The sequence below is a fragment of the Rahnella selenatireducens genome, from assembly GCF_046449555.1.
GTDB lineage: Bacteria > Pseudomonadota > Gammaproteobacteria > Enterobacterales > Enterobacteriaceae > Rahnella > Rahnella selenatireducens.
The window spans coordinates 227592-240038 of record NZ_JBKEZJ010000007.1 but is presented as its reverse complement, the minus strand read 5'-3'; the positions used below and the strand labels follow the sequence as shown (position 1 = coordinate 240038).

11 protein-coding genes are annotated in these 12447 nt (G+C 52.7%); 6 read left to right on the top strand and 5 right to left on the bottom strand.

The genetic code is table 11. The features are described from left to right. Positions 1–114: 114 nt before the first annotated feature. A complete protein-coding gene (locus ACLBVC_RS13930; protein WP_410150108.1) occupies positions 115–2169 on the top strand; it encodes an FUSC family protein in 2055 nt (684 codons plus the stop codon). 74 nt (positions 2170–2243) lie between these two features. Here the strand turns inward: ACLBVC_RS13930 and yahO are convergent, their stop codons facing one another. Beyond that, positions 2244–2522, bottom strand: coding sequence for a DUF1471 family periplasmic protein YahO (yahO, locus tag ACLBVC_RS13925; protein WP_410150170.1), 279 nt, complete (start codon positions 2520–2522; stop codon positions 2244–2246). Positions 2523–2909: 387 nt separating this feature from the next. Here yahO and gntK point away from each other — a divergent pair, with 387 nt between their 5' ends. The 5 genes from gntK (at position 2910) to ACLBVC_RS13900 (ending at position 9291) form a co-directional block, all read left to right on the top strand. After that, entirely contained in the window at positions 2910–3455 is a 546-nt protein-coding gene (gene gntK / locus ACLBVC_RS13920; RefSeq protein ID WP_410150107.1) for a gluconokinase, read from the top strand. Continuing rightward, positions 3452–4789 (top strand): gluconate transporter, encoded by a 1338-nt coding sequence (gntU, locus tag ACLBVC_RS13915; RefSeq protein ID WP_195815311.1) that lies wholly within the window; start codon positions 3452–3454, stop codon positions 4787–4789. Before gntK ends, gntU begins: the two co-directional genes overlap by 4 nt. Positions 4790–4804: 15 nt before the next feature. Beyond that, positions 4805–6619 (top strand): phosphogluconate dehydratase, encoded by a 1815-nt coding sequence (gene edd, locus ACLBVC_RS13910; protein WP_410150106.1) that lies wholly within the window; start codon positions 4805–4807, stop codon positions 6617–6619. A 31-nt stretch (positions 6620–6650) separates the two neighbouring features. Beyond that, positions 6651–7292, top strand: a complete 642-nt coding sequence (locus tag ACLBVC_RS13905; protein ID WP_410150105.1) for a bifunctional 4-hydroxy-2-oxoglutarate aldolase/2-dehydro-3-deoxy-phosphogluconate aldolase — start codon at positions 6651–6653, stop codon at positions 7290–7292. Between the two features lie 664 nt (positions 7293–7956). Beyond that, entirely contained in the window at positions 7957–9291 is a 1335-nt protein-coding gene (locus ACLBVC_RS13900; protein ID WP_410150104.1) for an MFS transporter, read from the top strand. Positions 9292–9354: 63 nt separating this feature from the next. Here ACLBVC_RS13900 and ACLBVC_RS13895 read toward each other — a convergent pair whose 3' ends face one another. Genes ACLBVC_RS13895 through ACLBVC_RS13880 form a run of 4 tightly spaced genes read right to left on the bottom strand, consistent with a single transcriptional unit; the run spans position 9355 to position 12275 of the window. Next, a complete protein-coding gene (locus ACLBVC_RS13895) occupies positions 9355–10044 on the bottom strand; it encodes a GGDEF domain-containing protein (protein WP_410150103.1) in 690 nt (229 codons plus the stop codon). Further along, entirely contained in the window at positions 10028–10438 is a 411-nt protein-coding gene (locus ACLBVC_RS13890) for a DUF1987 domain-containing protein (RefSeq protein WP_410150102.1), read from the bottom strand. Before ACLBVC_RS13890 ends, ACLBVC_RS13895 begins: the two co-directional genes overlap by 17 nt. A gap of 16 nt (positions 10439–10454) precedes the next feature. After that, a complete protein-coding gene (locus tag ACLBVC_RS13885; RefSeq protein ID WP_410150101.1) occupies positions 10455–11009 on the bottom strand; it encodes a SiaB family protein kinase in 555 nt (184 codons plus the stop codon). Positions 11010–11018: 9 nt separating this feature from the next. Further along, complete coding sequence (locus tag ACLBVC_RS13880) at positions 11019–12275, bottom strand: SpoIIE family protein phosphatase (RefSeq protein WP_410150100.1); 1257 nt, start codon at positions 12273–12275, stop codon at positions 11019–11021. Between the last annotated feature and the right edge of the window lie 172 nt (positions 12276–12447).

Here is a 12447-nt window from a genome sequence, read left to right as displayed (position 1 = left end):
AATTTTGTAAGGTGACTAATAGTTTCGTATGTTTTGTTACACTCTTCAAAAGGGCGCAATCTTCCGTGCAGGCTAAAATACTATTTTAAAATACGCTGAGCTGTTGATTTAAAGATGAAATGGTTAACAAAAAATGCGCTCTTGTTCTCCGTCAAAACCTGTATAGCGGCATTTTTAGCCTTATATATCGCACTTGAACTCAATCTCGATAAACCTGCCTGGTCAATGGTTTCGGTGTATGTCATTTCCCAGCTCTATTCTGCCTCTACGCTTTCTAAAGCCACGTACCGTTTTCTGGGCACGGTGCTCGGTGGGATTTTCATCTTTCTGGTGTATCCGTTTACAGTCACCGATCCGGTGCTTTTCAGCCTGAGCGTGTCGCTGTGGGTGGCATTTTGCCTGTACCTTTCACTGCATGACCGCACGCCGAAAGGGTACATTTTTATGCTGGCCGGATACAGCGCGGCGATTATGGGATTTGCTGACGTTGATACGCCGCTTTCCATTACGTATACCGTGATTTCGCGCGTCGAAGAGATCACTGTGGCGATTGTATGTAGTTCGCTGATCCACATGCTGGTGTTCCCGGTGCACATGCGCAATCTGCTGGAGAACAGCGTCAGTAACTGGTACGACAGTGCCAAAAAACTCTGTTCTGAGTTGCTGACCGTTACGCCAAAAGAGACATCGCCCGAGCGAGAACACATTCTGGTACAGATGGCGAATTACCCCGTCAGCGTGGAAGCGCTCATCACCCACAGCGTGTTTGAAGGCGATTCCGCGCGCCGGCTGATTCGCCTGGTGAACGCGCAGTATCAGCATTTGTCGTATCTGATCCCGACCCTGACGGCGATTGAAAAACGTCTGAGCCTGCTGGGCGAGCAGGGCATTGCCTTCCCGGATTTTGTCTCCGCGACCTTCAGTCAGTTTCTGCTGTGGCTGAACAACCCGGAACAAAGCGGCAATGCGAAGGCGATTCAGGACGACATCCGCGCGTCGCAGGAAAGAATTAAAGCGTGCTACGATCGGGGCGAAATGACGCCAGAAGAAGGGCTGTTGTTTATCGGTTTGCTGGAGCGTTTACAGAATTTTATTCACATTGCCGAGTCGTATTTTGGCGTGACCGAGCGCGTCAGTCAGTTAAGCAAAGAGAAAAAACGCAGCAAACTCAAACTCATCAGAAAGCATAAAGATGAAGGGATGATCCTTTTGTCGGCCTTCAGCGCCTTTGCGGCGACGATGGTCGGCTGCCTGTTCTGGATTGGTACAGGCTGGCGCGACGGGGCTTCCGCGCCGATGATGGCGGCGGTGATTTGCTCGTTCTTTGCCTCACTCGACAGCCCGATTGCCTCGATCCACGTCTTTCTCAAAGGCGTGCTGATTGCGATTCTGATCAGCATCGTTTACGCCGCGGTTTTTATCCCGCTGACAGTGACGTTTGAATCCCTGATTATCTGCCTCGCGCCGGGCTTGCTGGCGCTGGGGCTGGTGATTGCTAATCCTTCCACTAACTTTATCGGCCTGATTATTGCCACGCAGATCCCCGGTTTTATCGGCATGAGCCATGATTTCAAACCTGACCTGCTGGTGATCGTTAACGCCGCGATATCCACGCTGGTGGGGATTGCGATTGCGTTGCTAACCACGGCGCTTATCCGCAATAAACGGCCTTCGTGGACGGCAAAACGTGCATTACGCAAAGGTATTAAAGAATTATTGCAGTTTACCAATGAGATCAAAATTAACGCGTCGTCATTGCGCGGACGTCAGCAGTATGTCGCTAGCATGCTCGATAAAGTGAATATTATTTTGCCACGCAATAAAGTGGATCCGGTGCCGGGTGTTGCGCTGGGCGGGAATTTGATTACGGAAATCTGGCTGGGCGTGAATTGCTATGATTTTTATGCCCGCCATCAGGCCATTTTAAAAAACCATACGCTGGAAACGGACGCGCTGATGTTTGAAATTAATCAGTACATCAAAAAACGGTTAAAAAATATTTATATCGCCCCGCCGGAATCGCTGCTGGCGGAATTAAACCGCGTGCTGTTAAACCTCGAAACACGATGCCGTTCAGACATGACTTTATTTAAACCGCTGTTCCATCTGTTCAATATTCGTCTGTCGTTGTACCCGACGGAACGCTGGCCGGAGGGACTTGCTGCCTGATATCTTTCTGGTTCGTCGCATGAAAAAAACCACGCCAGGCGTGGTTTTTTCTAACATATTCGCTTGTTCAATACTTATTTTTTCTTATACACGTCAGCGGTACCGTGGATTTTGTTATTGGTATTGCCGGACGTTAATACAAAGACGTCGCCGCCTTTTTTATCGGCTTTCTTGGACAAGTCTTCAATTGCACCAGACTGGGAAGTTTTATTCGACGTGGTGACAGAACCGACCTTTGTATATTGCGAAGCGACTTTTTCAAAATCTGTTTTTTTCAAAAGCTGTGCTGAAAATGCGCTAAAGGAGAGACCACCGGTTAAAGCCACTGCCAACAATGCGTGAGATATTTTCATTTTTGCCTCAGAAGAATGAGAACCGGAAACCCGGCAGAATAAGCCTGTCAATAATTACCCTGTTAAGCGATAAGCCGGTGCAAAAACAGCAGTTTATCGCGTGGTTTAAGTAATAGACAAGGAACGTGATTATTACAAGGGGGAATGAAAATTCTTTGATGATTATCCCGCTGTGATATTTCCCCGTTTTACCTGCCTGTGTTATTCGCGTGTTAATTCCCCTACAAAAAATGTTTCATTGCTAATAGTTAATTTTGAACCTGATCACATTTATGGTTTTCGGCCGCCGTCACCGATTGTCAGACGTAAAAATCCCTCTGATAATGTTACCGATAACATGTTACCGGTAACATGGTTTATTAAGATTAATGGGCCAGGAGCGTAGTCGTGAACAATAACCAAAACAATAATCGTATTTACATCTTCATGGGTGTGTCCGGTAGCGGTAAATCCGCCGTGGCCAACGCCGTGTCACACCAGCTATCCGCCAGTTTTCTCGACGGTGATTTTCTGCACCCTCGCAGCAATATTTCCAAAATGGCCGCAGGCGAGGCGTTAAACGATGACGACCGCGCGCCGTGGCTGGCCTCACTCAATGACGCGGCGTTCGCGATGCAGCGAACTAACAGCGTGTCGATCATCGTCTGCTCTGCGTTGAAAAAACGTTACCGCGACCGCCTGCGCGCAGGGAACGGCAATTTGTCCTTTATCTACCTGCAAGGCGATTTTCCGGTGATCGAGAAACGCATGGCGGCGCGGAAAGGCCATTTCTTTAAGTCACAAATGCTGATTTCTCAGTTCGCCGCGCTGGAGCAACCCGGGGTTGAAGAGAGCGATGTCATCACCATCAATATCAATCAGCCGCTTGACGATGTGATCGCAGAAACCTTGCAACATATTCAAAGTTTCCAGCAACAGGAGCATTGCGCGTGAATACAGTTACTTTAGTTGGGACAGCAGTCGGGTCTGTTTTACTGCTTCTGTTCCTGGTTATGAAAGTCCGCATGCACGCCTTTGTGGCGCTGATGCTGGTGTCCATCGCCGCCGGGATTTTCTCCGGTATGCCCATTGATACCATCGCCGACACCATGCAAAAAGGCATGGGTAGCACGCTCGGTTTTCTGGCGATCGTGGTGGCGCTGGGCGCGATGTTCGGTAAGATCCTGCATGAAGTCGGTGCGCTCGATCAAATTGCGGCCCATTTACTGAATCGTTTCGGCAAAAACAAAGCCAATTACGCCCTTGGGATTGCCGGGCTCGTATGCGCATTGCCGCTGTTTTTCGACGTCGCGATTGTCCTCCTGATCGGCATTGTGTTCGCCGTTGCGCGCCGTACTGACGGCAACATTGTCAGGCTGGCGATCCCGTTGTTTGCCGGTGTTGCTGCGGCCGCCTGTTTTCTGCTTCCGGGGCCGGTGCCGATGCTTCTCGCGTCACAACTTAATGCGGATTTTGGCTGGATGATTGCCATTGGTCTGGTCGCCGCCATTGTCGGCATGCTGATCGCCGGGCCGCTGTACGGTAATTTCATCAGCCGCTATGTGAACTGGCCGATGCCAGTGGAAGAAAATGCGCCAACGCTGAACAAAGACAATCTGCCGTCTTTCGGTTTCAGTCTGGCACTGATCTTATGTCCGCTGGTGCTGGTGGGGATGAAAACCATCGGCGCGCGTTTCGTTACCCAGGGTTCGCATTTGCAGCAATGGCTGGAATTTATCGGCCATCCGTTTACCGCCATTCTGATTGCCTGCCTGATTGTGATTTACGGCCTGGCTAAACCGCGCGGCATGACCAACGAACAAACCCTCGCTATCTGTTCTGCTGCTGTACAACCGGCCGGGATCATCCTGCTGATGACCGGTGCGGGCGGCGTATTCAAACAAATTCTGGTGGATTCCGGCGTCGGCCCGGCCATCGGTGACGCCATGATCGGCACCGGTTTGCCTATAGCCGTGGCCTGTTTTGCGCTGGCCGCCGTGGTGCGCGTGATTCAGGGCTCGGCGACTGTCGCCTGTCTGACCACTGTCGGTCTGGTGCTGCCGGTGACGCATCAGCTCGGGCTGAACGGAGGACAACTCGCGGCGCTGGCGATCTGCATCACAGGCGGTTCCATCGTGCTGAGCCACGTGAACGACGCCGGTTTCTGGCTGTTCGGTAAATTTACCGGTGCGAGTGAACTGCAAACGCTGAAAACCTGGACCGTGATGGAAACCCTGCTGGGCACCACCGGCGGGATCATCGGCATGATTGCGTTCACGATGCTTTAAGAGAAGGAGAACGAAATGATTAACGAAACAGTCTCGCGCGTCACGCAGCGGATCATTGAACGCTCCGGCCCGACCCGCGAAGCCTATCTGGCGCGCATGGAATCTGCCCGTTCGAAAACGGTTCACCGCGCGCAGCTGGCCTGCGGCAATCTGGCGCACGGTTTTGCGGCCTGCCAGCCGGATGAGAAAAATGCCCTGATAAACATGGTGCGCAGCGACATCGCGATTATCACCGCCTACAACGACATGCTCTCCGCGCATCAGCCTTACGAGCATTATCCGCAGCGACTGAAAGAGGCGCTGAAATCCGTCGGTGCCGTCGGGCAGGTGGCGGGCGGCGTACCGGCGATGTGTGATGGTGTCACGCAGGGGCAGGACGGCATGGAGCTGTCGCTGATGAGTCGCGATGTGATTGCGATGTCCGCCGCCATTGGCCTGTCGCACAACATGTTCGATGGCGCGCTGTACCTCGGAATTTGCGACAAAATCGTGCCGGGATTAGTCATGGCGGCGCTGTCATTCGGGCACCTTCCTGCGGTCTTTATTCCGGCCGGACCGATGAGCACCGGTTTGCCGAACAAAGAAAAAGTGCGCGTTCGCCAGTTGTACACCGAAGGCAAGGTGGATCGTCAGGCGCTGCTGGAAGCAGAAGCCGCGTCATATCATGGCATCGGCACCTGCACGTTTTACGGCACGGCCAATACCAACCAGATGGTAATGGAAGTGATGGGCCTGCACCTGCCGGGTTCGTCATTCGTGCCGCCGGACACCGCATTGCGCGATGCGCTGACCGATTCGGCGGCGCGTCAGGTGACGCGTCTGACGGAAACCAGCGGTAATTATCAGCCGCTCGGACAAATGGTGAATGAGAAAACCGTAGTGAACGGTATTGTTTCGCTGCTGGCGACCGGCGGTTCCACCAACCTGACCATGCACATGGTGGCGATGGCGCGTGCGGCGGGCATCATCATTAACTGGGATGATTTCTCTGAGCTGTCCGACGCCGTGCCGTTGCTGTGCCGCATTTACCCGAACGGCCCGGCGGATATTAACCAGTTCCAGGCTGCCGGTGGCGTTCAGCGGGTGGTGCGCGAACTGCTTAATCATGGTCTGTTGCATCAGGACGTCAGCACCGTCGCCGGTTTCGGGCTGGAACGTTACACGCAGGAACCGTGGCTGGATAACGGTGAACTGGCGTGGCGGGAAGGGGCGCAAAGCTCGCTGGATACAAACGTGATCGCCAGCGTTTCCGCACCGTTCGAACATCACGGCGGCACCAAAGTGTTGTCCGGCAATCTGGGGCGCGCGGTGATGAAAACCTCGGCGGTTCCTGCGGATAATCAGATTATCGAAGCGCCCGCCGTCGTCTTTGAAAGCCAGCACGACATCGTGCCTGCGTTCGAGGCCGGAAAACTTAACCGCGATTGCGTGGTGGTGGTGCGTTTTCAGGGGCCGCAGGCCAACGGCATGCCGGAGTTACACAAATTAATGCCGCCGCTTGGCGTGTTAATGGATCGCGGATTTAAAGTGGCGCTGGTCACCGATGGCCGTTTGTCCGGCGCATCCGGCAAAGTACCGTCTGTCATCCACGTCACGCCGGAAGCGTATACCGGCGGCATGCTGGCGAAAGTGCAGGACGGCGACATCATCCGCGTGAATGGCCGCACCGGCGAGCTGGCGTTACTGGTGGATGACGCCGGGCTGGCGAAACGCACCACGTACCAGCCGGATCTGAGTGCCGAACATACCGGCTGTGGCCGTGAGCTTTTCGGTGCCTTGCGCAGCCAGCTTTCCGGCGCGGAACAGGGCGCGTGCTGCATCAAATTTTAAAGTCGAAGACGTAAGATAAGAGAAAACGAACATGAAAAACTGGAAAACGAGCGCTGAACAAATCCTGACATCGGGCCCGGTTGTACCGGTGATTGTCATTAATAAACGGGAACACGCGGTGCCGCTGGCGAAAGCACTGGTCGCCGGGGGCGTTCGCGTTCTGGAAGTCACGCTGCGAACTGCCTGCGCGATGGACGCGATCCGTGCGATTGCCCGCGAAGTGCCGGACGCGATTATCGGCGCGGGCACCGTGCTGAATGCGCAGCAGCTGAAAGACGTCACCGACGCGGGCGCGCAATTTGCCATCAGCCCGGGTCTGACGGATGACCTGCTGAAGGCCGCAACGGCCGGAACCATTCCGCTGATCCCAGGGATTTCGACAGTTTCCGAACTCATGCTGGGGCTCGATCACGGATTGCGTGAATTCAAATTCTTCCCGGCAGAAGCCAATGGCGGCGTGAAAGCGCTACAGGCGATTGGCGGCCCGTTCCCGCAGGTGCGTTTCTGCCCGACCGGTGGCATTTCACCGGCGAACTACCGCGATTATCTGGCGCTGAAAAGCGTGCTGTGTATTGGTGGTTCGTGGCTGGTTCCGGCTGATGCGCTGGAAAGCGGCGATTACACACGAATTACCCAGCTGGCAAAAGAAGCCGTAGCGGGGGGAAAAGCGTAACCAATAAATGTAGGAATAAAAAGTAAACAGAAAAGCAGACCCGCAGAGAATCATTTCTGCGGGTCTGCTTTTTTTATTTTTAACGCATTTAATGTTAAAGCTGTTTTTCTGATATTAAAGAACACAGCAATGAGTTCTTATTAATGCGGAAATAAACAGGGTTAACGCCTTTCTCTGAAAAGGTTATCACAATTCGTCAATGAATACGGGTTAATGAGAAAGAGTATAAAGTAAAGTTTCTGATTACCCATTGTGCAACTGACCGGCTTTACACGATGAATACCGGAAGTTTTCTGGCATATGAAATATAAAGTGTGACTCACATCACTCTTTACGCGATGTGGAAAAAAAGAGATAAATGGGTGTTATTTCAACGTTATCGTAATGTGAGAATGCAATGTAGAATAATGAAAATGGCTCCTGATCCTTGGGCGTCTGCACAATGTTATTTCGACTTGCCTTTCTTATACTGATTCAACCCTCTGAAGGTAGCCTTAAATCACAATCATTGCGTCAACAATACGGGTGAATTAAGGGCGTTATCTGCCAAAAGGATTTTTTATTTTAACAAGGATAGCAAACCTCCGGTTTCTGCATTTCACACTTTGACGGAGATTTTTTTCAAAGCGTGCTGAGTCCGGAAAGTGTTATTGAGAGGGTTCCCATGAGTGTTGAATCTGTCGCGTCAGGAAATAAAAAGACGCATGTCCGTTACATTATTCTTCTGATTATTTTTGTTATAACCGCCGTCAATTATGCCGACCGCGTAACCTTATCCATTGCCGGAACAGAAGTGTCTAAAAATCTGGGATTAGACGTTGTTGATCTCGGCAAAATATTCTCAGCCTTTGGTATTTCCTACCTGCTGATGCAACTGCCCGGCGGGTGGCTGCTCGACCGTTTTGGTACCATAAAGGTCTATACCTACAGCCTGTTTTTCTGGTCGTTCTTCACGCTGGTGCAGGGTTTCGTCGGCTGGTTCCCGGTGGCGTACGCCGTGGGGTCGCTGTTCCTGCTGCAATTCCTGTTAGGTTTTGCGGAGGCCCCGGCATTTCCAGCCAACGCGCGTATGGTCGCGGCGTGGTTCCCGACGCGGGAACGTGCCACGGCGTCTTCCATCTTCAATGCGGCGCAGTATTTCTCGCTCGCCATTTTCTCGCCTTTCCTCGGCTGGCTGACCTACGCCTGGGGCTGGGAAAACGTGTTTGTGGTGATGGGCGTGATTGGTTTTATCCTGACGCTATTTTGGGTGAAGTTTGTCCGTAACCCGCTTGACCATCCGGGTGTTTCAGCCAGCGAACTGGAATACATCGAGCAAGGTGGCGCGGTGGTCAATATGGATCAGGCGAAATCCAAAAAGGACAAAAAAGGCCCGAAATGGAATTATGTCCGTCAGCTTCTGAGCAGCAGAATGATGTTAGGCATTTTCTTCGGCCAGTATTTCCTCAACACCATTACCTGGTTTTTCCTGACCTGGTTCCCGATTTATCTGGTGCAGGAAAAAGGCATGTCGATTCTGAAAGTCGGCCTGATTGCTTCAATTCCGGCCCTGTGCGGTTTCTGCGGTGGCATTCTGGGCGGCGTGGTGTCAGACAATTTGCTCAAACGTGGATTCTCATTAACCGCCGCGCGGAAAATCCCGATTGTGTGCGGCATGATCCTGGCGTCCGGAATTATTCTGTGTAATTACACTGATAATAACGTGGTGGTGGTGGCACTGATGGCGCTGGCTTTCTTTGGCAAAGGCTTTGGGGCGCTGGGCTGGCCGGTGATTGCCGATACCGCACCAAAAGAAATGATCGGCATGTGCGGTGCGATATTCAATATCTTCGGTAACGTCGCTTCAATCGTCACGCCACTGCTGATTGGTTATCTGGTGAAAAACCTGCATTCATTCAACAGTGCGCTAATCTTCGTCGGCTGTTCTGCGCTGATGTCCATGCTCTGCTACCTGCTGGTGGTCGGCGAAATAAAACGCCTCGAATTTAAGAAAGTTTAAGGCTAAAAAAGGTGAATGCAGGTTGTCTGCATTCACGCTTTTATCTGCAATTCCACGCTCTGACTATCCGCAATGCACCCGGTTTCTGCCACGTCGTTTCGCTTCATACATCGCGGCATCGGCGTCGTTGTATAACGTATCAAAGCTGCTGTTCTGCTTTCCCCAGCTTACGCCCAGGCTGGCCGTCACCAGCTGATTTGGCAATAAATCCAGCGGCGATGCGTTGAGCAGCGCATGAATATAACCGGCGACAATCACCGACTGCGCTTTGGTGTAACGCGGCAGCAGAATGGTGAACTCCTCGCCGCCGACGCGCCCGATACTGCCCAGCTCCGGCACGGATTGCTCAATGCGCCGGATCAGCCCGCAAATCACTGCATCGCCCGCCGGATGTCCGTACTGATCGTTGATCGCCTTAAAGTGATCGATGTCGAGCAAAATCAGCCCGGCTTCTCCCGTATTCAGGGCTTTAGTTATCTGATCAATGATGGCGCTGCGGTTATAAACCCGCGTCAGCGGATCATGCGTGGCCTCATATTCCAGCCGCTCATTGAGCTGGTTCAGATCCCGCTCGGCGCGGTCGCTGCGGCGGATCAGGCGGTAAGATTCGTTCATGATCTTCTGATAATGCGCGGTCAGTTTGATCAGCGCGTCGCGGTAAACCTCTGCGTCAAGTCCCTGCGTCTCCGCCAGTTCGCGGTTGTCTTGCAGGATGGCGCTTTCTGCCGTGAATAACTCATCTAAGCTCGTCATGGTAGCTTTCCGCGTGGAGGTGGAAGGCGATGGCGGGGAAATCAAGGCTCAGTTCCTGGCCGAATTCTTCGGAAATATCGTCCTCAGGATCGTAATACCAGTGCAGCGTGGTGGCGATCCCGGCGGCTGCGGTGTTGTTCACCGCACTTAACAGGCTGAAAAGCATTTTGGTGCTGGAGCTATTGAAGTAACTCAGTGCGACGTGCAGCGTCAACGGCGAGCCGGTGCCCTGAGGTTGCGCGGGCACAAAGTTTTCCAGGGCGGTGATCAGCGGACGATAAAAAGCCGCCGCATTTTCCGGATAAGATTCACCGGCCAGCGACAGAGTTCGGCCATCAAAATCAAATTCAACTTCCGGCGTGCAGGAAGTCGCAGGGATGCTGATATTGTTCATAGTGATGCGCTCATTTTTAGATTATGGCTTTCAGATGAAAAGTGGACAGTTCAGAGGCTTTCACCTGATGAAAAGTAAATTCCAGCGGTTCACTGGCATCGCGGGCGAGGGTGAGCAGGCCAATGTTGGCTCCTTTACTCCACACCGGGCTTTCCGCACGTAGCGACGCTTTATAGGTGAGTTTAATTTCGTCGGCGCTCATGGTTCTGATCGTCTCCAGATATTCGCGCAGCCGCACAATATCTTCCGGGCGGATCAGGTTGGTGCTTTCGCATACGTACCGGCCATTATCGATGCCCAGCGTGACGGATCCGAAACGCATTTCGTCGTCAGCACGCGCCAGTGCACGACTATCCGAGGAGTAACGCAGGATGTTTTGCACCATCTCAATAAAGGTGGAAAACAGTTTGCGGCGTGTGCTGGAAGACGCTTCATGCTGTTCCAGATACAAACGGATCACTTCGCCCATCGCGGTAATATTGTTCTGCGAGAAAAATCCGGTGTACTGCAATGCCACCACGTCATAATGCGGCGCACTGAACGGTCCGGTGAAAACGGGTTCGTTTGTCATAAATAAACTCTACGGTTGCCGGCCCCTGAGGCCACAGTAACGGAAACCTAAAAAGGTCATATCATCGCGGCGTTGCTGATTGCCCTGCCAGTCGAGATAGGCCTGCATCATCGCTGCCGAGAGTTCGGGCACGGGCGCTAAACGGTGCTGTTCGAGCAGCGTTTTCACCTTTTTCTTCCCGAACATGATGTTGCGTTTACCGCCAACCTGATCGGTCAGGCCATCGGTATAAATAAACAGTAAATCCTGCGGATTGAGCGGGGTTTCATGCAGCGTCCAGCGATATTCAGCGGGCGTTTCGGTATATCCCACACCCATCCGGTCGGCACTCAGCGCCACCGCTTCTTCACTTTCAGCCGGTAACAGGAAACCGGAAAGGCGCGCACCGGCCCAGATCAGCCGCGGATCCTGCGGGTCGATAAACGCCGCCATCGCATCGCAGCCGTCGTTGGATGTGGAGGTCTGATTCGACTGTTCGGATTGCCCGAGTGTCTGTTTGATAAACTGGTTCACGTGACCGAGCAGCAAATCCGGGCGGTTGGCCGCGCATTCCTGCAAGGATTTATCCAACGCCGACGACAGGATCACGGTCATGAACGCGCCCGGCACGCCGTGGCCGGTGCAGTCGGCGACAAACAGCAGCCAGCCGCCGTCAACTTCATGAAACGCATAGAAATCACCGCCGACCAGATCCCGCGGCTGCCACACCAGGCTCCAGTCTTTGAGCTGCGCCGTCAGCGTTTTATGCGACTTGTTCAGCATTGATTCCTGGATCACGCGCGCGTACTCAATGCTTTGCATGATTTGCTGATGCTGCCGGGTCTGAACGTTCGACACCGTTTTGATGACGTCGATCCCCAGCCCCATGCCGATGTAATGGCCGCCGGTGGTCAGAATAAATCCGTCCGTAACCGAGCGGTCGCCGGACTCCACCATTTTCTGCGCCAGTTCATCGAGCGTACTTTCGGAATCAATTACCAGCGGGTGCTTATCCATAAACGCGATACAACTTTTCCGGTCATACAGTTCGCGAAAATAAGGTCGCGCCATCTGGGAAAGAAAGATATGGCGATTAATAAGCCCGAAGGGGCGATGGTCTTCGACAACGGGCAAACTGATCAGCGAAGAGTGCTGGGTGAATAATTCCATCACTTTCAAGTTGTCACTTTCCGGGGTGACAAAAGGGGCATCAATACACAATTCCCGGGCAGTTAAAGAACGGGAGCTGGGCGTAAATTGTCTTTGCAAATAGCCTGAGCGTTCCATGTTGACAGATCCGGTCACGATTAAGATGAACAGATTACTGCGGAAATATTTCAGTTTATCGATGCCATTAAGAAAATTCCGAATAACAGATAATAAAAACATTTCCTTACGGCAAACGCCGACATTAACGTCTCTGGAGATCGTTTACGGGTGGCTGTATTCTGGCAAAAGC